This window comes from Thioclava sp. F34-6 (genome assembly GCF_002213235.1).
GTDB lineage: Bacteria > Pseudomonadota > Alphaproteobacteria > Rhodobacterales > Rhodobacteraceae > Thioclava > Thioclava nitratireducens.
On record NZ_NBOA01000007.1, the window covers coordinates 83,391 to 102,594 of the forward strand.

20 protein-coding genes are annotated in these 19,204 nt (G+C 64.0%); 10 read left to right on the forward strand and 10 right to left on the reverse strand.

Translation table 11 applies throughout. The features are described from left to right. Window positions 1-48: 48 nt before the first annotated feature. The gene (locus B6V72_RS15340; protein WP_088735942.1) at window positions 49-1,098 is read right to left on the reverse strand and encodes an FAD-binding oxidoreductase; all 1,050 of its coding nucleotides are present in this window, start codon (window positions 1,096-1,098) and stop codon (window positions 49-51) included. Window positions 1,099-1,147: 49 nt separating this feature from the next. On the opposite strand from B6V72_RS15340, the gene mnmD reads away from it, so the two are divergent. Together mnmD and B6V72_RS15350 are read left to right on the forward strand one after the other, a co-directional pair. After that, window positions 1,148-1,822 carry a tRNA (5-methylaminomethyl-2-thiouridine)(34)-methyltransferase MnmD gene (gene mnmD / locus B6V72_RS15345; protein WP_088735943.1) on the forward strand — a complete coding sequence of 225 codons (675 nt, stop codon included), beginning with the start codon at window positions 1,148-1,150 and terminating at the stop codon, window positions 1,820-1,822. Beyond that, a complete protein-coding gene (locus tag B6V72_RS15350) occupies window positions 1,815-2,687 on the forward strand; it encodes a DMT family transporter (RefSeq protein WP_088727870.1) in 873 nt (290 codons plus the stop codon). The genes mnmD and B6V72_RS15350 overlap by 8 nt, the downstream gene beginning before the upstream one ends. A gap of 63 nt (window positions 2,688-2,750) precedes the next feature. Here the strand turns inward: B6V72_RS15350 and B6V72_RS15355 are convergent, their stop codons facing one another. Further along, entirely contained in the window at window positions 2,751-4,697 is a 1,947-nt protein-coding gene (locus B6V72_RS15355; protein WP_088735944.1) for a lytic transglycosylase domain-containing protein, read from the reverse strand. Between the two features lie 154 nt (window positions 4,698-4,851). Between B6V72_RS15355 and dapA the strand changes: the two genes are divergently transcribed. Then, the gene (gene dapA, locus B6V72_RS15360; RefSeq protein WP_088720420.1) at window positions 4,852-5,724 is read left to right on the forward strand and encodes a 4-hydroxy-tetrahydrodipicolinate synthase; all 873 of its coding nucleotides are present in this window, start codon (window positions 4,852-4,854) and stop codon (window positions 5,722-5,724) included. Window positions 5,725-5,796: 72 nt separating this feature from the next. On the opposite strand, the gene B6V72_RS19510 is transcribed toward dapA, so the two are convergent. The 3 genes from B6V72_RS19510 to B6V72_RS15375 form a co-directional block, all read right to left on the reverse strand. Continuing rightward, window positions 5,797-6,945: a flagellar motor protein MotB gene (locus B6V72_RS19510; RefSeq protein ID WP_088735945.1), complete on the reverse strand. Its 1,149-nt coding sequence runs from the start codon at window positions 6,943-6,945 to the stop codon at window positions 5,797-5,799. A gap of 201 nt (window positions 6,946-7,146) precedes the next feature. After that, window positions 7,147-7,611, reverse strand: a complete 465-nt coding sequence (locus B6V72_RS15370) for a MucR family transcriptional regulator (protein ID WP_088735946.1) — start codon at window positions 7,609-7,611, stop codon at window positions 7,147-7,149. Window positions 7,612-7,779: 168 nt separating this feature from the next. Beyond that, on the reverse strand, window positions 7,780-8,049 hold the full coding sequence (locus B6V72_RS15375; protein ID WP_088735947.1) for a MucR family transcriptional regulator: 270 nt from the start codon (window positions 8,047-8,049) through the stop codon (window positions 7,780-7,782). Window positions 8,050-8,372: 323 nt separating this feature from the next. Here B6V72_RS15375 and B6V72_RS15380 point away from each other — a divergent pair, with 323 nt between their 5' ends. The 6 genes from B6V72_RS15380 (at window position 8,373) to B6V72_RS15405 (ending at window position 13,722) form a co-directional block, all read left to right on the forward strand. Continuing rightward, window positions 8,373-9,116: a response regulator transcription factor gene (locus B6V72_RS15380; RefSeq protein ID WP_146696210.1), complete on the forward strand. Its 744-nt coding sequence runs from the start codon at window positions 8,373-8,375 to the stop codon at window positions 9,114-9,116. Between the two features lie 355 nt (window positions 9,117-9,471). Then, entirely contained in the window at window positions 9,472-9,879 is a 408-nt protein-coding gene (locus B6V72_RS15385) for a hypothetical protein (protein ID WP_146194463.1), read from the forward strand. Between the two features lie 239 nt (window positions 9,880-10,118). Beyond that, complete coding sequence (locus tag B6V72_RS15390; protein WP_075775833.1) at window positions 10,119-10,862, forward strand: sigma-70 family RNA polymerase sigma factor; 744 nt, start codon at window positions 10,119-10,121, stop codon at window positions 10,860-10,862. 11 nt (window positions 10,863-10,873) lie between these two features. Then, window positions 10,874-11,638 (forward strand): hypothetical protein, encoded by a 765-nt coding sequence (locus B6V72_RS15395; protein ID WP_088735949.1) that lies wholly within the window; start codon window positions 10,874-10,876, stop codon window positions 11,636-11,638. 13 nt (window positions 11,639-11,651) lie between these two features. After that, a complete protein-coding gene (locus tag B6V72_RS15400) occupies window positions 11,652-13,037 on the forward strand; it encodes a flagellar hook-length control protein FliK (RefSeq protein ID WP_088735950.1) in 1,386 nt (461 codons plus the stop codon). Between the two features lie 10 nt (window positions 13,038-13,047). Next, the gene (locus B6V72_RS15405; RefSeq protein WP_168173061.1) at window positions 13,048-13,722 is read left to right on the forward strand and encodes a flagellar hook assembly protein FlgD; all 675 of its coding nucleotides are present in this window, start codon (window positions 13,048-13,050) and stop codon (window positions 13,720-13,722) included. A 38-nt stretch (window positions 13,723-13,760) separates the two neighbouring features. On the opposite strand, the gene B6V72_RS15410 is transcribed toward B6V72_RS15405, so the two are convergent. From B6V72_RS15410 to flgF, 5 genes are read right to left on the reverse strand one after another with little or no spacing between them, the layout of a single operon-like run. Further along, entirely contained in the window at window positions 13,761-14,195 is a 435-nt protein-coding gene (locus tag B6V72_RS15410) for a hypothetical protein (RefSeq protein ID WP_146696211.1), read from the reverse strand. A 9-nt stretch (window positions 14,196-14,204) separates the two neighbouring features. Continuing rightward, on the reverse strand, window positions 14,205-14,960 hold the full coding sequence (gene flgH, locus B6V72_RS15415; protein ID WP_346394423.1) for a flagellar basal body L-ring protein FlgH: 756 nt from the start codon (window positions 14,958-14,960) through the stop codon (window positions 14,205-14,207). Beyond that, window positions 14,957-15,634: a flagellar basal body P-ring formation chaperone FlgA gene (gene flgA, locus B6V72_RS15420; protein ID WP_088735953.1), complete on the reverse strand. Its 678-nt coding sequence runs from the start codon at window positions 15,632-15,634 to the stop codon at window positions 14,957-14,959. The genes flgH and flgA overlap by 4 nt, the downstream gene beginning before the upstream one ends. A 4-nt stretch (window positions 15,635-15,638) precedes the next feature. Further along, entirely contained in the window at window positions 15,639-16,424 is a 786-nt protein-coding gene (gene flgG / locus B6V72_RS15425; protein WP_075775839.1) for a flagellar basal-body rod protein FlgG, read from the reverse strand. A 23-nt stretch (window positions 16,425-16,447) separates the two neighbouring features. After that, window positions 16,448-17,185 (reverse strand): flagellar basal-body rod protein FlgF, encoded by a 738-nt coding sequence (gene flgF, locus B6V72_RS15430; RefSeq protein ID WP_088735954.1) that lies wholly within the window; start codon window positions 17,183-17,185, stop codon window positions 16,448-16,450. Between the two features lie 141 nt (window positions 17,186-17,326). Between flgF and B6V72_RS15435 the strand changes: the two genes are divergently transcribed. Beyond that, window positions 17,327-19,108: a hypothetical protein gene (locus tag B6V72_RS15435; RefSeq protein WP_088735955.1), complete on the forward strand. Its 1,782-nt coding sequence runs from the start codon at window positions 17,327-17,329 to the stop codon at window positions 19,106-19,108. Window positions 19,109-19,204: the final 96 nt, after the last annotated feature.

The window sequence follows — 19,204 nt, forward strand, 5'->3', positions numbered from 1 at the left end:
GCTTGCTGAAATATCCCGGGGGAGGCCGCAAGCCGGGGGCGGCGCCCCTTACAGGTTGTCAGCCACGCGGAAGCCTTCGGGGATCGTGTCGCGCCCCTCCAGCACCAGATCGACCATCACCTCGGCCACTTTCGGCGCCATGCCGAAGCCGATCTTGAAGCCGCCATTGGCGATGAAATGGCCCGGACGGTCGGGCCAGTCACCCAGCATCGGCGCGCGCGATTTGGCGCGCGGGCGCACCCCGGCCCAACGGTCGATCACCGGGGCCTCGGCGAGGGGCGGGCAAAGCGCGCGGGCTTTCTCGATCAGCGCGTCGAGCTGCGCATCGGTCGTGTCTGGGGCGTCGAATTCGCGCTCGGAGGTCGACCCGATCGCGACCGTTCCATCGGAATGCGGGATGATGTGGAGGCTTTCAGCGAAAAGCTGAGGCACGTCGCCAGCCGCGTATCTCAAGAGCGCCGATTGGCCCTTCACGCCGTTGCCGATGGTCTTGCCGACCACCGCGTTCAGCTCGGCCAGACCTTCGGCGCCGGTCGCGTGGATGACCGGACCAACCTCGTCGGCCTCGCCGATCACGATCTCCGCACCCATCGCTTCGAGCGCCGCGACCAGCGCGGCCCCGGCGGCGCGCGGATTGGCGCGCGCCGTGAGCGTGTCATGGATTACGAGCCCGGTGGGCGAGGGGGGCGCGAAGGCGCCGAACTCCGCAGTCTCGGCCACGCGCCATGTGGCGAAGCCCTGCCACAGTTCGGCCGCCCCCGCCGCGCGGTCCCTGGCGCGTGCGATCTGCGCCTCATCCGCGAGCGGCTGCAGCCGCCCGAGACGCGCATAGCCCGGATCGCCGCCGCCGATGCGTTGCACCTCGCCCCAGAAATCCTCGGCCATTCGGAGACTCTCGAATTGAAACTGTTTCTTGAGGTTCCAGTTCTCCGGTACATGCGGGGCGAGCGCGCCGACATGGCCACCCGAGCTGCCCGCGCCGATGCGGCTGCGTTCGATGAGCCGCACCTTCGCGCCGCGCTTTGCTGCCTGATACGCGATCGCGAGGCCGAAGATGCCGCCGCCGCGCACGGTTATGTCGTGTCTGCCGCTTGTCATTTCGCGCCTCCTGCTTCAAGGCTGGGCCGGAGACTGTGGACTATCCCCGATGAACGCCCCTGACCAGAGCAAAGCCGATCTCGATTGGCGCGATGACCTTGTGCCGGTCTCGCGACGGTTCGACGATCCCTATTTCAGCCTTGCAGGCGGTCTGGACGAGACGCGGCATGTGTTTCTGGCGGGCAACGATCTGCCTGCGCGGCTGCAGCCTGGCTTCCATGTCGTAGAGCTGGGCTTCGGCACGGGGCTGAACCTGCTTGCGTTGCGGCTGGCCTGTCCCGAGGGCTGCCCGATCCGCTTCACCTCCTTCGAGGCCTATCCGATGGAGGCGGACGAGATCGCACGGGCGCTGGATGCATTTCCGGAAGTCGCGCCCGTCGCCGGTCCTTATCTGGACGCCTGGGCTGCGGGACAGCGTCAGTTTCAACTCGGTCCGGTGGCGGTGGAGATCATCGAGGGTGATGCGCGCACGGCGCTTCCCGCTTGGGACGGCGCTGCCGATGCGTGGTTCCTTGACGGGTTCTCGCCCGCGAAAAACCCCGAGCTTTGGGGCGAGGGTCTGATGGCCGAGGTCGGCGCGCATACTGTGCCGGGCGGCACATTCGCGACCTATACGGCGGCAGGCTTCGTGCGCCGCGCCCTCGAGGCCGCCGGTTTCGAGGTCAGCCGTGGCCCGGGTTTCGGGCGCAAACGCCATATGTCGCTCGGGGTGAAACATGGTTGAACAATCGACCCGCCGCGGCATTGCGCTGATGGTCGCGGTGACCTTCATCTTCGCGATCCAGGACGGCATCTCGCGCCACCTGGCCGAGACCTACAACGTCTACATGGCGCTGATGGTGCGGTTCTGGTTCTTCGCCGCCTTCGTGCTTGCGATCGCGGCGCGCAGCCCGGGCGGGATCAAGCGGGCGACGCGCTCGGGCCTGCCTTGGGCGCAGGTCTTCCGCTCGGTCGTCCTGATCACCGAGGTGATCGTGATGGTGCAGGCCTTCGTCTATCTCGGGCTCGTCCATTCTCATGCGGTATTCGCCTGCTACCCGCTTCTGGTCGCGGGTCTCTCCGGGCCGGTGCTGGGCGAGAAGGTCGGCTGGCGGCGCGTGGCGGCGATCGGGGTGGGCTTCATCGGGGTGCTTATCATCCTCAAGCCCGGTTTCGGTGTTTTCTCCCCCTATGCGCTGATCCCGCTGGCGGCGGCGACACTGTTCGCGCTCTACTCGCTGATGACGCGCTACGTGGGTCGGGTCGATCCGGCTTCGGTGTCCTTCTTCTACACCGGTGTGATCGGCGCCGTGGTAATCACCGTGGTGGGCATATGGCATTGGGAAAACATGATCCCATCCGATTGGGCGTGGATGATCGTGCTGTGCTTCACTGCCGCGACCGGGCATTTCCTGCTGATCAAGGCCTATGAGGTGGCCGAGGCCTCCGCGATCCAGCCCTTCGCCTATCTCCAGCTGGTCTTCGCCTCGACCCTGGGCGTCGTCGTCTTCGGCGAGGCCCTGGAATGGAACGTGGTGATCGGGGCTGGGGTCGTGGTCAGCGCGGGGCTCTTCACCCTCTGGCGCGCGCGCGTGGCCCAAGAGGCTTAACCGCCTCTTTCGCTTTGGTTCAAATATTCCGGGTGAGGCCGTGAGGCCGAGGGGAAGTGCGCCTCAATCTTTCACGTCGCCGCGCAGGACGTCGGTGAATTTCACCTCCTCCTTGCCCAGCCGAGCGCGGTAGGGTGGGATCGCTTCGGAGACGCGCATGACGTAGTTGCGGGTCTCGGTGAAGGGGATCATCTCGACCCAGTCGATCACGTCGACAGTCCCAACGCGGGGGTCACCGCGATCCTCTATCCAGCTTCGCGGGCGGCCCGGACCGGCATTGTAGCCCGAGGCGACAAGCACCGAGGATGCGCCGAACTCGTCACGCAGTTCCGCGAGATAGGCGCCGCCCAACCTGAGGTTGTAGGTCGCATCCGTCGTCAGCCGCGCCTTCTCGTAGGGCAGGCCGGTTTTCTCCGCCATCATCTTCGCGGTGCCGGGCATCAGCTGCATCAGGCCCTGCGCGCCGACCGGAGAGCCAACGCCGACCGCGAACTGGCTTTCACGGCGGGCGACGGCGAGGACCAGTTCCTCCGGCACGCCCAGGTCATGGCTCGTCAGGCCCGGGATCGGCCAGAGCGCCTGCGCGATGATCTCGCCCTTCAGTGCGGCACGTTTGCCGATGATCAGCGCGAGATAGGTGTCATCCTCTTCCAACGCGTATTGGGTCAGGGCGCCGAAATTGCCCGGGCCGAGGCTCTCCTCGAGGTGCAGCACGAAGCGCGCGCCCAGCTCGTTTTCGCCCGCCTCGTAAAGCAGTTGCGCGGCCTTGAAGACGGAAGAATGGCGCAGCTTGTAGCGTCGCCAGTCGGGCAGGTCGGGGCCCTTGGCGAAATTCGCTGGCAAGGGCAGGTTCAGCCGCTCGGCCGACAGGAGCCCGTAATAGGCGTCCTGATTTTCAGCGCCTTTGCGCCATGCGGCCTTGGCTTCGTCGCTGCGGCCCAGAACCTCGAGCGCGCGGCCTTGCCAGTACCACGCGCGCGACGACGAGATCGGCCCGTCCACCGCTTTCTCGAGATTGTGAAAATGGCCGAGCGCCGTGTCGGCACGGCCCAGTTTCAAGGCGGCATAGCCCGCCACCCATTCGAGATCGGCGTAATCTGCCCCGCCCGGTTCCAAGTGGTGCGAGGAAGCCAGATCATAGGCGCGCTGGGTATTGCCCGCGCGCAGGTCCCAGCGCGACTGATAGCCGCGCAGCGTGGCCCAAAGGTCGGGATCTTCCAGATCGGTCGCGGATTTCGACCGCTCGAGGATCAGCTCTGCCGCGCCGTCTTCCAGCCCGGCGCGCCAGCGCCACATCGCGCGGTCGCGGGCAAGCCCTGCGGACCGCTCGACCATGTAGCCGGGGACGGCGGCCACGAGATCGTCCACGCCCTGCTCGCGCGCCTGCAGGGCGATCCGCGCCTCGGCGACGGCCTTGGTGCCGGGCGTGACCAGATCGATCATCCGGCGCGCATCCGACAGGTGACCGCGATCGAGCATGTTCTGCATCCGCCCGCCATGATCGGCGGAGATAAGCGAGGGATAGTCGGCCAGAAACTTCGCCTGCTCGTCTGCCTCCATTGGCAGTTGGCGCCAGGCAGTCTTGGCGACCTCGGCCGCCTGCGCCTTCTGCCCCAGGGCGAGATGCGCACCAATCAACGCCAGCGCGCCGGTGCCGGTCTGCGGAGGGCCGAGCTTGAAATAGGCGATCACCTCGCGCGGCGGGATGCCGTCGAGCTTGGCTTCGCCTTTCTCGCGCAGCCACGGCATGCCGGGCCAATCGGCGCGACGTGTGGCGAAATCGAGATAGTCGGAGAAGTCGCCCTCGCCATCGCGCAGGCGCTTCCACTCGATGACATCGAAGCCGAGGGGGCCCACGCGACGCGCGAGATTTTCGGCCTCGTCCCAATCGCCGGAATTGGCCGCCGCGAAGGCATCGGACAGCGCGGAACTCGCAGCGCGAAGCGCGGCCGGCGAGAGCGCGAAACTCGAAGCCGCAAGCGCGGCGAGGAACTGGCGTCGGATCATCATGGCTGCTCGTGGTCGCGGGTTTGTCCCTTTGCTACGGGCCTCTCACAGATGGGGATGAATCACAAGTTGGCAACAGCCGCGCAACCGCCTATAACCCGGCCGATTTCCGCCGGGACGACTCAACCCCCCGGCCCAACCAAAAAAGGAGCGTGTCATGTTCAAAGGGTCTCTTCCCGCACTGGTCACGCCGTTCAAGGACGGCGAGCTGGATCTGGACACGCTCAAGAAACTTGTCGAGTGGCATATCGATCAGGGCAGCCACGGCCTCGTGCCGGTCGGCACGACCGGTGAGAGCCCGACGCTGAGCCATGCCGAGCACATGACGGTCATCACCGAGGTCGTGAAAGCCGCGAAGGGCCGCATTCCGATCATCGCGGGTGCAGGCTCGAACTCGACGGCGGAAGGTGTGCGGCTGATCCAGCACGCCGGCAAGACCGGGGCCGATGCGGCGCTCGTCGTGACGCCCTATTACAACAAGCCGACGCAGCGCGGCATGATCGAGCATTACCGCGCGCTGCACGATGCCTGCGAACTGCCGATCGTGATCTACAACATTCCGGGCCGCTCGGTGGTCGACATGATCCCCGAGACGATGGGCGAACTGGCGAAGCTGCCGCGTATCGTGGGCGTGAAGGATGCGACCGGCAAACTGGAGCGCGTCTCGATGCAGCGCGCGACCTGCGGGCCCGATTTCATCCAGCTCTCGGGCGAGGACGCGACGGCGCTCGGCTTCAATGCGCATGGCGGCGTGGGCTGTATCTCGGTGACGGCGAACGTCGCGCCCAAGCTTTGCGCGGAATTCCAGGAGGCGACGCTTGCCGGCGATTACGCCAAGGCGCTGAGCTATCAGGACAAGCTGATGCCGCTGCACATGGCGATCTTCCTCGAGCCGGGCGTGGCGGGTGCGAAATACGCGATGTCGAAGCTGGGCATGTGCTCGGCCGAGGTGCGTCTGCCGCTGACCGAGTTGCTGCCCGAGACGAAGACCGCGATCGACGCGGCAATGGTCCATGCCGGTCTGATCTGAGTTTCGCCTCCACCGAATAAGAAAACGCCGGCGCGATAGGGTTCGCGCCGGCGTTTTTTTGTCTCCAGAAGCTTACTGCAGAGCGCTGCGCAGGTCATCCATCGCGATCGAGCTGTATTTCTGAGGCTGATCCGAGGGGGTGGCCGCCGCGGGGGTGACGATTTCGGGCGCCGCTTGCTCGACCGCAGGGGCCGGCGGGGTCTGCTCGGCATTCGCTTCGAGACGCGGCCTCGTTGCCTCGGTCGGCGTTTTCGTGTCGGCCTCGGGCTGAATATAGGCGAGGGTGACGGTGATCCGACGGTTCGACGGATCGCGCGGATCGGCCGGCTTCAGCGGATCGGTATCCGACAGGCCCGAGACGCGGGTGACCCGTTCCGGGGCGACACCGGCGGCCACGAGCGCCCGGCGCGTCGCGTTGGCGCGGTCCGAGGACAGTTCCCAGTTCCCATAGGTACCGCCCGCTTTCTGATAGGGCACCGAGTCGGTGTGACCCGCGATCAGCACGTCATTGGGCAGATCGGAGAGGGCGCGGCCGAGCTGATCCATCAGCGCCAGCGTGGGCCCATCGAGCTTCGCGCTGCCCGAGGCGAACATGGCTTTGCCCGCCTGATCCACGACTTCGATATTCAGCCCGTCCGGCGTGCGGCGGAATAGGACGTTCTGCTGCAGCGGACGCAGGTCCGGAACGCGCTGGATCGCCTGCGTGATCCGGGTCTGAAGCGTCTGGAAGCGGGCGTCGTCGACGGCATGCGGTGTGGCTGCAGCAGTCTTCGCGCCGGTTGTGTCGCCTGCCTCTGCCGTCGCCTGCACCGCGTCGGCGACTTTATTCGTCGTCGCGTCCGGCGTGGCCTCCTTGGAGCTGCCGGAGGCGTTGGCCAGCTCGGTCGAGGGGGCTGTCTCGCTCCCGGCGCCGGGATTGGCGGGAATCGTGTCGTCGGCGCGCGAGGCGTTCAGCACCCCTTTCGGCCCGATCGTCTCGCCGGCGAGGGGGCCGGTGCCGCCGGGGGCCTGCATCGAGACTTTCGCAGGGGCGAAGTAATCGGCGATCCCCGTGAGCTGGTTCTCGTCCGAAACGGAGAGAATCCACATCAGCAGGAAGAAGGCCATCATCGCGGTCATGAAATCGGCATAGGCGACTTTCCACGCTCCGCCGTGATGCTCGGATTCGTGATCGTCATCGCTCCGCTTCACGATGATCGGCGCCTGATTCGACCGTGCCATGAGTTGCCCTTTCCCACCTCGCTGGCAGGAGCCAGCAGCCTTCTCTGGGCATGCGTTTTCTGCAGCCCTTGAGTGTGGGTTGTCGGCTTAAAAATGGGCCAAAAAAGGGCGATAATCGTTCATGATCTGGAAACAAAGATGCTGGCCGACCGCTTTGGCATCCTGCCCAGAGTGGCGGAACTCGTGCCCGCCGACCCTTCCTCAGGCGTCGTGGAGCGATGCTTCGTAGTCGTCGCGGCTGTGTTTGCCCAATCCGACTTTCTTGGCATAGGCCGCTTTGCGGGCCGAGTAGCTCGGTGCGACGAGGGGCATGTCAGCAGGCAGGTTGAACAGGGCGCGATATTCGTCTTCGCTCAGCCCGTGTTCCGAGCCCAGGTGGCGCTTGAGCATCTTGAAGCCGCGTCCGCAGCACAGGCAGAAAACCTTGTCTTCGGTGACGGCCTCTTTCACGGGCAGCGCCGGTTGCGGCCGCGCGGGACTGGAGCTAGCCGTTGGCGCCTCTGCCGCGTGATTGGCGGCCGCGTTGTGCAGATCCTCGCCGAACTGCGCGGAGAGTTTCGTCACGAGGTCGACCACCTGATCCGCCGTCACATCCGAACGCGCGGCATAGGCCGCAGCAACTGTCGCGATAATGTTTGCTGCATCCGTGGGCCGGTCCTTCGACATCTGGTCTCTCCAATGCTTAAAGTTGCACTCTCCCCGGATTAGTAGAGAAAGTTACGTGCGAGGCGCGTTTCTGTCAATGAACGCGTGAATCTGTGTTTGGGTTTCCGGAGAAAACACTGTTTCTGCACAGGATTGTTTCGCTGAGTGCTTCGCCTGTCCTGTGGCTGCTCAATGGAGCTTGCCTTTTGTGCGCCATCGCTGCTTGGCGTATTGATAGTTCGGCGCGGTCGTCGGATAATCCGGCGGAAGCCCCCATTTCGCGCGATATTCCTCGAAGGTCATTCCGAGTAGGTTTTGGAGGTGACGCTTCAACATCTTGATTGGGCGGCCCGTTTCCAGACAGATCAGTCGGTCTGGTAGGACGCTCTCCGAGATTGGCACCGCAGGGACGCGGGACGTCGCAGGCTCGCCGGACTGGTCCGGGGAATGTTGCGTCATGTCTATCCTCACATGTTTTTGTCCTACGGGAGAAAGATTGAAGGAATTCTTAAAGTTAGGTCAAAGAAATCAACTTTTCCCACGAGACGTCACGAAGGCGCGGTCCATGTCAAATGAGTGGTCGGGCTTGTCAGGTGTAAACACGTAAATTAGTTGGATAAAGCAGGTAAAAAAATTTGAAAACGCGAACATGCCGGGGCAGGCGGATTTACGCTCTCTCCTTCACCCTGGCGCTGCGTTATTCAAAAAAAGGGCTGCGCGATGGGGGCGGCGCGAAACCTAAGGTTCGCGTCGACGCGCAGAGAGATACGGGGAGTTGCCTTTTGTTTGGCTCGAGCGCCATGCGGAGACAGAACGTTATCGTCGTAGCGGAAGAAAACGCGAAGCAAGCCAAGTTGGCTGCCTTCTTTCTTGCGTGCTGTGGTTGGGCCTCCTTACCGTTCGCGACGGCGGTGGAGGCGGAGCAGTATATCCTGCTGCATGGCAATCCGTGCCTGTTGATGATCAGTCTTGCGCAGCCCGAGGGCGCAGCGGATTTGATCCGCACCTCGCGTGTCAGTACGCCCGAGAGCCTCATCCTGTTCGTCGATCCCTCGAGCGACGGAGTGTTCGCTGCCGAGATGATCCTCGCTGGCGCCGATGACGTGCTCCGGGAGCCCTATTCCGACAGGGAGTTGACGGCGCGCCTCTGGCTTCGGGCGGGGAGCAGATTGCCCATCAGTTTCCCGGGAGAAGAGAAGCGGGTCGCGCGCCTCAAGATAGACGAGGAAAACCGGCTGACCGGCCCAGACGCGACTGAAGCTGTCCAGCTGACTCCCATGGAGCGGGAGATCATGTGCGAGCTTATCCGCAGCGGCGGTCGAATCGTGACCCGCGACGCGCTCTCGCGCCGGATCGACAACACTATGTGGGTCTATGGCGACCGGAAGTTCGACGTTCACATCACCAAGATCCGCAAGAAGCTGCGCGATGCGTTCGGCGACCGATATGTCGTCGAAACGGTGCGATCCGCCGGATACTCGTTCTATGAAATTCCCCTGCGAAAGCCCTCAGACTTTGCAACCTGAGGTTGATTCGTCGATCTTCCGAAACTGGTTTCGAGAGAGTGCGTGTCAAGCGCTGAATTGTTAACATCTCAGCGATTGATCGTGAGTACACAATTTGTAGCGGAACCGTCGACAAGCTGTGGATGATTGAAGTTGTAGCCACAACTTGTAGCGTAAGAGGCCATGAAAAATTGGGTCATCGACGCTTCTTTCGAGGTTCGCCTGGGGATAACTCGGCGCGGCGGCAAGTTGTCCTTTTGGGCAGGAACTATCCTTACTCGCCTTACAGTTTTAACAATCCTTAACCTTACGGGAAAGGGAATCGCTGGTAATCTGCAGCCACTGACTTTGGGGGACTTGGGGATTAGGGATGTCCATGAAAAGTAACAATTTGTTAGCGCAAATTTGGGAAGGCTCGGTGAAGCAAGTGTCAGCCGGAGCAGGTTCTCAGGGAAGTTTGGTGGCGGCTGCGCTTCTGCCTGCGCAGACCGTGGTGCTGCGTTCGACACACAAGGAAGCAAGCCTGCTCGTGCTGCCCGAGTCGGAAGAGCTCCTGCCGGGTATTTCGCTTGGCGACGTGCTCGTGGAAGAACTGGGTATCGAGGTGCCTTATGGAAGCCTCGTGGTCATCGAGCCAGCGAATGCCGCGGAGGTGAAGCATGGTTTTGGGGACCGCGCGATCAACCTCCGCCTGCCGGCCATGGCGTCGCGGCCCCGGAGCGAGTTCTCGGTGCACGAAGATGCGCGCGATTGCAGCGCAACCGCGATGGGCGGCTATCTCTGAACGTGAGTACAGTGCCGAAAGCCCGGTATGAACGCGCTGCTCGGCGGGTGGGCCGTGCAACCGCGACATCGTTGGAAATACGAAGCGCCGCCCTTGGGGCGGCGCTGCCTTTTGGGGCGTTAATCTAGGGTTAACCAGAAAACACCGCGATTAACTCGCCTTTAATCAAGTAAAGCTTTCTCCAAACAGGGCGCCGTGGTCTTCTGTTCAGCAAGAATAGAGTGAATAGAGGCGGGGTAATGTTTGCATTGAGCTTTCGTGCTGCACTTGATGCGCCGTTTCTCGATGTCGAAGAAGAGCGGCAGGCGATCTCCCGGTGGCAGGAATACGGAGATCAGAACTCGCTTGAAATTCTGCTGCGGTCGCATGTCCGGCAGGCGTATGCACAGGCGCGTCGCTGGGCGTCCAATCCGGTCGAGCTCGAAGACCTCGTGGCCGAAGGGATCATCGGTCTGATGCGCGCCGCCGAACGGTTCGATCTGACGCAGGATGTCCGGTTCTCGACCTACTCGCATTGGTGGGTGATGACTTGCGTGCTGAACGCCCTCGCCCGGATCAAAACGGTGATCGACGTGCCGGCGCGGGTCTATCTCGATGCGCGGATGGGGCGGCTCGACAATCCCGAGGCGAGCCAGCTTCTGACCGGTCTCGTCGCTTTGGACGCCAAATCCTTCGATGACAGTGACGCCGACCTGATGGAGATGATGCCCAGCCCCGATCTCACACCCGAGGAACAGACGCTGGCGTCCTCCGCCGCGCAGGCTGCACATGAGGTGCTGAGCAGTGCGCTGGATGATCTGGACGCGCCGGATCGCGAGATCGTTTTGCGGCGCAAATTGCAGACTCCGCCGGAGTCGCTCGACGATCTTGCCCGTGATCTTGGAATCAGCCGTGAGCGTGCCCGACAGGTCGAGAAGCGTGCGCTCCTCCGGCTGAAGCGGTGTCTCGAAAAACGCGGCTTCAGCCCCGCGATGCTGAACTGAGGAGAAGGGCGATGGCACGTCATCTGATGATCGCAGGGCACGGGCGCGCAGGCACCACGCTATTTTACAACATGCTGCGCGAGACTCTCAAAGGTTTCGAAATCCCGCCGCGCGAGACCAGCGCGCTTTCCACGATCGGGCAGCCGGGCGACTGGGTCAGCAAGCGGCCGCTCGATATTTTCCAGGTCGCGAATGTCGCGCGGGCGAATGTCCGTAGCAAGCAGATCGATCTGATCGTGCCGCTGCGCGACCCGCGCGACATCCTCGTGAGCCGTCATTCGGCGGTGCCGGACGATTATTTCATCTCGGCGGACGCGATGTATTTCATCGGCGGTCCGGATGCGCCCGCGCCGGTGATGCCGGGGTTCCTGCAGATTCACGAGGCGATCGGGACCGTGCTGAGATCCGGCATTTTCCCGCAGGGTGTATTCCTCCTGAAATACGAAGACCTGGTCAATGATCCCGACAGGATTCAGCAGAAGTTGCGCGATGCGCTCGGTCTGCAATTCGAAGGGCATTTTTCCGATTTCGGCGCCGCCGAAATTCCCGAGGAGTTGCAAGGCCCGCTCAACGGTGTGCGCCCGGTGGAAAAGGCGCGTGCGAAGTGGCTCGACGAAGAGCATCGGGCGCGGATTTTCGATCAATTCTCGCGCTTCCCGGTGCTGTTCGACCTGCTCGAGCAGTTGGGCTACGAAAAGGATCGCGACTGGTTCGCGCCGTTCATGGCGTGGCAGGCGGCCTCGAGGCCCCGGAGCAAGCGTATGAGTTTCGTGTGACGAGGGTGATGAGATGGACGCGATAGCCGCGACATTGCTGAAGGTAACGGCGTCGGCCGCAGGCACCGGGCGCAAATCCGCGACAGAGGGGACCGGTTTCGGATCGCTCGTGCAGGGCGTGCCGGCGGATGGGCTTGCAGCTTCGGGCGTGGGGGCTGCCACGGCGGCCGCGACGCCGGGGGCTGGCGCAGGCGCAGCGTCCGCCTTGACCGACAATCCAGCGCTTCAGGCCGAGCTGGCCAGCAAGCTGCAAACGGTTCGCGACGGCGCGCTGGCAGAGCTGGCGCAGGGCAAGTCGATGAGCGAGGTGCTCGAAAAGCTGGGCGCGTCGCTGGCTACGGTCCTCACGGAGTTCGACGCGGCGCATGGCACGAAGCTGCAGCAAGGTTTGACGCGGGCACTTGAAGGTATGCGGCTGCAAACTGACGGCGCGGGGGCAAAGCCCGCCTCGGATCGTGCGAGCGACAAAAGCGACACGATCGACGCGGTCTTCGCGAGCCTTCTGGTCTCGCTCGGTCTGCAAGCGAAGCCATCTGGGACTGCATCGCCGCAAACGGGTGGTGCGCAGATTCCGTCGGTAGCGGGGCTCATGCCCGCGCACTCTGCTGGCAATCTATCCTCTCCGGCGGCACAGCCGAAGCTTGAGGCAACGCAGACGCAGTCGCAGGCGCAGGCGATCATCGCCGTTCCGCAGGGGCTTGCCGGGGTGATTCCAGCGCCGCTCACGGCGGAGATTCAGCAGAGCGACATGGACCCGCGGGTGCGCGCCGTGCTGGAAGCTGCCGCCAACGGCGCCACGAACACCGGCAAGGTCGAGGCGCAAGCCGCGGTTCTGCCTGCAGCGCAGAGCAAGGGCGACCCCAAGCCCGCCCAGTTTTTTGCCGAGGCCGCCCGTGCAGGCGTCTTGCCCGAAACCGCGGTGGCGCGGCTCACGCAGCATGACGCCAGTCACGTTGCGCGCAGCGACGCTGCTGCTCAATCGGCGCAGACGGCGGCCCAACCCTCGCCGCGCTTCGCGGCCTTCGTCGCGACGCAGCTTCGGCGCGCGGATCTGCAGGAAGGACGCACCCGCGTGGCGCTGACCCCGCGCGGGCTCGGCGATATCGAGATCGACGTGGAGCGCGACAAGCGTGGTCAGGTCAACGTGGTCGTGCGCGCCGAGAGCCCGGCGGTGCTGAGTGCGTTGCGCGGCGATCGCGAGACCTTGGCGGCGATCCTCGCCGGGCAGGGGCTGCAGATGGATAGCGGCGCGCTCGATTTCGAGCAGTTCGGCGGTCACGGCGAACGGGGCGATGAGCGCGCCTCCGGCGCGCATGTTGCCGCAGATGAAGACATCCCCGTGCTGGGCGCCGACTGGCAGCCCACCATTCTCGACGGACAACTGGATATCAGGACCTGAGGAGCCACCGATGAGCATCTCTCCGACAAGCACCAATCCCGCTGCGACCGCGGCCGACGCCAAGGTGAACCCGGCGCAGTCCAAGATCTCGGCGGATTACAACAGCTTCTTGCAGCTTCTGACGGCGCAGATCCGAAATCAGGATCCGCTGAAGCCGATGGATTCCACGCAATTCGTTTCGCAACTGGCGCAGCTGAGTCAGGTCGAGCAAACGGTGCAGACCAATACCAACCTCAAGACCATCGATGCCAAGCTGAGCGCAATGGGTGCGATGTCGGATGTGGCCCTGATGGGCAAAACAGTGTCGCTCGCCTCCGACCGGATCGAGTTGCGCGACGGTCAGGCCAGCACCAGCTACGAGCTTGCCGCACCCGCCGACAAGGTGACCGCGATCATCAAGACGGAAGACGGGACCGAACTGCGCCGGATTACTGGCCTGCCCGGACGGGCGGGCGAGAAGATCGCGCTGAACTGGGACGGGCGCGATTCTGCGGGGTTGCCGGTGCCGGATGACACGTTCCGGGTCGAGATCGACGCGCAGGACGCCGATGGTAATGCGGTCTCGTATGACACCTATCCCAGCACGCAGGTGGAGCAGGTGCGCTTCTCTTCGCAGGGGCAATCGCTGGTTCTTCGCAATGGCGAGGAAGTGCCGAGTTCGCTCATCGTCGCGGTGTCGGGCTGACACGCCTGCACCGGGCGCGATCCGTGATGGGAGGCTTTCTATCTCTGCTTGAACGGCTCGGCGCTGTTTACCTTGGCCGCTTGCAGGCCGGGTACTCGGTCCGCGAGGCCACGCTCTAGCAGGGTGGCGAGGTCCTCGGGTTTGACCGTATCGGGATCGAACATCCGGTTATCCGCGAGCTTGCTCAAAAGGTCGAGTGTCTCGTCGCGCAGCTTCGGCACCAGCGCGGGGCCATCGGGAAGCCCGTCTCCCTTCAGCACCAGTGATGCGTCGACGCTCAAATAGCTGATCGTACCCGCCCGGTAGACCGGCACCGTGACAGGCCCCAAGGCGACGTCACGCGGCGCGGGTTCGGGCGGCGCTTCTGGGGCAGCAGGTCGCGGTGCGATCTGGCTTCCGCCCAGATAGCCCAGCCCCGCCGCGACGATCGGCACCACCACGACAAGCAGTACGAGTGTTCTCCAGCGCGGCATCGGAGACGATCAGTAGGGGAGGACGACGTCGAGCGCGTCTTCCCCGTAGCGGGGCTGTTGCACCTTGCTGATCTGGCCGCGCCCGCCATAGGAGATGCGCGCCTCGGCGATCTTCTCGTAGGGGATGGTGTTGTCCATCCGGATGTCTTCGGGACGGATGATCCCGGCCACACGCAATTCGCGCAGCTCGTGATTGACCTTCACCTCCTGGCGTCCCGCGATCACGAAATTCCCGTTCTGAAGCTTCTGGATCACGAGGGCCGCGACCTTCAGGCTGATGGTCTCGTTGCGCTTGATCGAGCCGCTGCCGTTGGAGGTCGATTGCGAGCTGAGATCGACGATATTGCTGCCGGTGGGCAAGTCCTTCTCGCTGACGCCCGGCAGGATCTTGGCGATCTTGCCGCCATAGCCAAGGAAGGTCGGAAAACCGACGCTCTGGCTGCCGTCGCGGCTCCGCTGGGACGCGTTCTGAAGCTGCGCCTCGTCCTTGATGTTGATATCCACCGTCAGCAAATCGCCTACCCTGTCGGCGCGCTGATCGCCGAAGAAGCCGGTGGAGCCGGTCTGCCAGAGCGACGCGGCCTCGGCCCGCTGCGGAATGCGCGTGGGCTCGAGCGGCGGCATCGGTACGCTCACCCGGTTCACCTCGGGGATCGTGTCGCCATCGACCACCATGTCGCTCACTTTTGGGTCGCGCTCAAAGGCCGTGCCGGAACCGCAGGCGGCCAGTGCGAGCATCGGCAGGATGTAGAACGGATGTCTCACTTCTGAATCTCCACTTTGCCGTCGGGCTTGGCGATGCCTTCGACAATCTTGTTGCTCACGAGATTGACCACGCGCACTGACTGGTCGGCATGGGCGTCGGAGATCGCCTTGCCGGGTGCGGTCAGGGACATGGCGCCTTTCGAATATTCGATCGAGACCGGGTCGCCGCGCGAGATGATGACCGGCTCGGTGATGGATTGGCTCATCACCGGGCGTCCGCGGGCGAGCACGCGGCGCACCTGCATCCCCTCCAGATGGTCGAGCCGCGTCACCGCATAGGCGCCCACCTGACCGTAGGGCAGGTCGACGACCTGAAAATCATCTCCGGAAAGAATCTTGCCGGGAAGCAACTGCTGCGTTGGCACCGGGACGGGCACGTTGAGCAGCGCAAGCCCCGCGAGGCGGCGCACGTCGCCCGAGGCCTCCACCGCATTCGCCAGGAACTGCCCCGTGGAGCGGTCCATCCAGAAGTCGCTTATCATCTCCGCGTCGCCCGGGTCGCTGTCTTGCAGCGTGATCTCGAAATGGCCGCTCGGCGGCATCTCCATCCCCCAGGACTGCTCCGCCTTCTCGGCGATCAGCACGCGCACGGATTCGGCGCTCGCGGGGGCGACGAGAAGCGCGGCGGCGAGCGTGGCGAGAACGGCGGTCGCGGAGGCGCGTATCGGGCTCATGGCATCACTTGATCTGGTTCGAGGTGGACATCATCTGGTCGGCCGTCTCGATGGCCTTCGAGTTCATCTCGTAAGCGCGCTGCGCCGAGATCAGGTCGGTGATCTGCTGGATGATGTTGACGTTCGAGCTTTCGAGATAACCCTGACGCAGGATGCCCACGCCCGGATCGCCCGGAAGCGCCTCGGTCGGATCGCCCGACGCGGTCGTCGCCTGCAGGAGGTTGTTTCCAAGCGGTTTCATCCCCGCCTCGTTGACGAAGGTCGCCATCGTCAGCTGGCCGATCTGAACCGGGGTCGGGTCCTTGCCGACATAAGCCATCACGAGGCCCTGCTGGTTGATCTCGACATTCGTGGTGTTCGCCGGGACGTTGATCCCGGGCGCGACCTCGTAGCCGTCGAGGGACACGATCTGTCCCTCGGGGCTCAGCTGGAAGGTACCCGCCCGCGTATAGGCCTGGCTGCCATCGGGCATGTTGAGGGTGAAATAGCCGCCGCCGTCGATTGCGAGGTCGAGCTGGTTCTCGGTCTGGACGAGCCCGCCCTGGGTGTTGAGCCGCACCACGCCCGCGCTTTGTACACCGAGGCCGATATCCACGCCCACAGGGCGCGCTGTCCCGTCGGCAGAGGTCAGCGAGCCTTCGCGTTGCAGCGATTGGTAGACCAGATCCTGAAAGGCGGCGCGGGTGCTCTTGTAGCCGGTGGTGTTCGCGTTCGCGATGTTGTTCGAGATCACGTCCACATTGGTCTGCTGGGCCAGCATCCCCGTCGCGGCAATTCCAAGTGCTCTCATGGTTCAGCTCCTTTTCGCGCCGGTCAGACTTTGCCAAGCCTGCGCAACGTTTCCTGACGAAGGTTGTTCTGTTCATCCATCAACTTCACCGCGCGCTCATAGGAGCGCTGGATGTCCATCATCCGGGTCATCTCGACCACCGGTTGGACATTGCTCTCCTCAATGAAGCCCTGAGCGACCTGCGTCGTTTCGGATGGCGTAAAGGCGGGTACGGCGCCGCCGGGCGCGGCAAAGAGGCCTCCACCCAGCCGGCTGTAGCTCTGGATGTCGGGCACGGCGAACATGCCCAGCGTGCCGATCGTGCCGCTATTCGGCCCCGAAATCGTGCCGTCGCGGGAAATGGTGATCTCCTCGCCCGGCGGGATCGCGATCGGCGCGCCGCCCCGGTCGAGTACCCGATTGCCCGACAGCGTCACGAGATTGCCTTGCGGGTCGACGGTCAGCCGGCCGTCGCGCCCGAAAGCGGTCTGGCCCGCCGGCGTCTGGTAGGCGAACCAGCCATCGCCGTTCAGCGCCACATCGAGCGGGTTCGAGGTTTTCGTGAGGGATCCCTGCCTGTCGTCGAGATAGGAGCCCTTGTCGAGCACGTAGCTCACGTCATCCTCGGCCCCGGCATTGCCCTTCGACTCGAAGCTCTCGGTCAGCGAGCGCTCCGCTTTGAAGCCGGCCGTGTTGGCATTGGCCATGTTGTTGGCGGAGATGTCGAGACTGCGCCACAGCGTCGAGGCGAGGGATAGGGAGACGTAATTTGAGCTATCCATGAATGTCCGCCCGCGCGAATAGAACTTGTGGCTTTGCTTGGACTGCTGCCGATTTCCGGTCAATAATGTTTGCTCTTCTTGGAATAATCAATACTATTCTTTAAAGAGCGAAGGAATTCTGGCGCATTTGGGCAAGAGGTGATGGAATTGCGAAGCGGTTTCCCCTTGATGGGCGGCGTTTTGGCGCTCTGTCTTCTGTGCGGCCCCGCCGCGGCGGAGGCCATACCTGCGCCGCCACCATTCGATTTCGCGCAATACACTCAGGCGGGCTTCCTTGCGGACCGCGATGCGCTAACCGCAGGTTTCGCCGCGGCCGAGCCCGGGCCGTCGCGCGCGGTCGCGCGGCTCAATCTGGCTGAATTCTATCTCGCGCATGTCATGTTGCCCGAGGGGCGGTCGGTGCTGGGCGACGAGATGCCCGACGGTCTGATCCCCGCCGAACAGGCCCGCTGGCGCGCGATCGCCGCCGGGTTCGATATCATGGAAGGGGTGGGGGTGCCGACTGGCACGCTCTTGCCCAATGCGGATTGGGCGAACTGGCAGGATTATCACCTCTGGGCGGCGCTGAATGCGATCACGCAGGGCGACGCGGAGGAGCTCGAGGGGAACCTCGCGGGTGCGGCGGACCGGCTGCCCGCCTATCCGCCCGTTTTCGTGGAGGCCTGCCTGCCCGCGCTTCTGGAAGGCGCGATCGCGGTCAAGCAATGGGCGCTGGCCGAGCGACTGAGCCGGGATTTCGACAGCTATCCCGAGTTGAAGGCCCAACCGGTTTACAGCTTCCTCATCGGGCGGGTGGCAGAGCAATCGCATCATCCGGAGAAGGCCTATGCCGCCTATCGCGAAGCAGCGAAGGGACGGGATCGATACGCTCAGCGGGCGCGGCTCGCTCTGGTCGATCTCGGCCTTGCGAAGGGTGCGCTCACGACGGACCAAGGTTTATCCATGCTCGCCGAGGCCAATCTTGCGTGGCGCGGCGACCGGTTCGATCTTCAGGCCCTCGAACAGCGCGCGCATCTGGGGGAAAAGAGCGGTCGCGATGTGGAGGCGCTGATCGCCTATGGCGAGATCCTGACCCGTTTCCCGGACCGCCCGCAGGCGCGGACGGCCGCAGAGGCGGCGGATCGGTTGCTCAAGGCGTTCTATGCGAAAGGCGCGGCGGGGAAGATCTCGCTCACCGCCTTCACCGCAGGCCATCAGCGCTTGGAGCCCTATTACGAGGCTCGCGCCGATTTCCAGGCCTATGCCGAGCAATTCGCGGATCGTCTGCTGGAACTGGGCGCCACGACGCAAGCCTCGTCGGAATATCGCAAGATCCGAGAGGCTCTCAGCGTGCAGCGCAAAGATAACCCCGAGGCGGTGTCGCAGGACCGGATGGCCTATCTTGCGCTTCGCGAGGCGGAAGCACTTGCCCGTGGCGGGCAATTCGCGCGTGCCGCCAAGGTGTTGGAGGCCTCCGAGCGTCCCGCCGACGCGCAGGAGCTGAACCAGTTCAACGCGCTGCAGGCCCGCGTTCTGGCCGAGGCCGGAAAGACCGATGCGGCCCTGGACACCAAGGTCACCGCGCAATCGATCGACCATCTCCGGTTGCAGGCGCAGCTCCATTGGAAGAAGGGCGACTGGTCAGCGGCGACGCGGTCCTATCGCGCATTGTGGAAGACAGCCTCTGGTGACTTTTCGGAGACCGATGCGGTCCAATTGCTGCTGGCTGCCTACCGGTCCGGCGACCTGACCACGGCCCGCAGCGTCGCAGAGGTTTTCCCCCGTCTCGCGGGGCGGGAGGACCTGAACAAGCTCGTCGCAAGCCTGCTGGCCGAGCCCGCCAAACTGACCCCGCTTATGGACGCCGCAGCGCGGGATCGGCTGCGCAACGCCGGTGATGCGATCGAGATGGTCGGGGCGGAGGCGAAGCGGGCAGGAGGCTAGGTATCTTTGCTATGCATTGGCCCCTGACGCGAGTCCAAAGAAAAACGGCGGATATTTTTAACTTCAGTGAAACATCACTCGTCTATCTCTTGGATA

Bases quoted from the DNA above. Each gene is read 5' to 3' on its own strand.
- B6V72_RS15350 (WP_088727870.1), top strand. From the start codon at position 1,815: ATGGTTGAACAATCGACCCGCCGCGGCATTGCGCTGATGGTCGCGGTG.
- flgG (WP_075775839.1), bottom strand. From the start codon at position 16,424: ATGAGAGCACTTGGAATTGCCGCGACGGGGATGCTGGCCCAGCAGACC.
- B6V72_RS15370 (WP_088735946.1), bottom strand. From the start codon at position 7,611: ATGTCGAAGGACCGGCCCACGGATGCAGCAAACATTATCGCGACAGTT.
- B6V72_RS15400 (WP_088735950.1), top strand. From the start codon at position 11,652: ATGGACGCGATAGCCGCGACATTGCTGAAGGTAACGGCGTCGGCCGCA.
- B6V72_RS15355 (WP_088735944.1), bottom strand. From the start codon at position 4,697: ATGATGATCCGACGCCAGTTCCTCGCCGCGCTTGCGGCTTCGAGTTTC.
- B6V72_RS15435 (WP_088735955.1), top strand. From the start codon at position 17,327: ATGGAATTGCGAAGCGGTTTCCCCTTGATGGGCGGCGTTTTGGCGCTC.
- flgF (WP_088735954.1), bottom strand. From the start codon at position 17,185: ATGGATAGCTCAAATTACGTCTCCCTATCCCTCGCCTCGACGCTGTGG.
- B6V72_RS15385 (WP_146194463.1), top strand. From the start codon at position 9,472: ATGAAAAGTAACAATTTGTTAGCGCAAATTTGGGAAGGCTCGGTGAAG.
- B6V72_RS15405 (WP_168173061.1), top strand. From the start codon at position 13,048: ATGAGCATCTCTCCGACAAGCACCAATCCCGCTGCGACCGCGGCCGAC.
- dapA (WP_088720420.1), top strand. From the start codon at position 4,852: ATGTTCAAAGGGTCTCTTCCCGCACTGGTCACGCCGTTCAAGGACGGC.
- B6V72_RS15395 (WP_088735949.1), top strand. From the start codon at position 10,874: ATGGCACGTCATCTGATGATCGCAGGGCACGGGCGCGCAGGCACCACG.
- B6V72_RS15390 (WP_075775833.1), top strand. From the start codon at position 10,119: ATGTTTGCATTGAGCTTTCGTGCTGCACTTGATGCGCCGTTTCTCGAT.
- B6V72_RS15340 (WP_088735942.1), bottom strand. From the start codon at position 1,098: ATGACAAGCGGCAGACACGACATAACCGTGCGCGGCGGCGGCATCTTC.
- B6V72_RS15410 (WP_146696211.1), bottom strand. From the start codon at position 14,195: ATGCCGCGCTGGAGAACACTCGTACTGCTTGTCGTGGTGGTGCCGATC.
- B6V72_RS15375 (WP_088735947.1), bottom strand. From the start codon at position 8,049: ATGACGCAACATTCCCCGGACCAGTCCGGCGAGCCTGCGACGTCCCGC.
- flgA (WP_088735953.1), bottom strand. From the start codon at position 15,634: ATGAGCCCGATACGCGCCTCCGCGACCGCCGTTCTCGCCACGCTCGCC.
- mnmD (WP_088735943.1), top strand. From the start codon at position 1,148: ATGAACGCCCCTGACCAGAGCAAAGCCGATCTCGATTGGCGCGATGAC.
- B6V72_RS19510 (WP_088735945.1), bottom strand. From the start codon at position 6,945: ATGGCACGGTCGAATCAGGCGCCGATCATCGTGAAGCGGAGCGATGAC.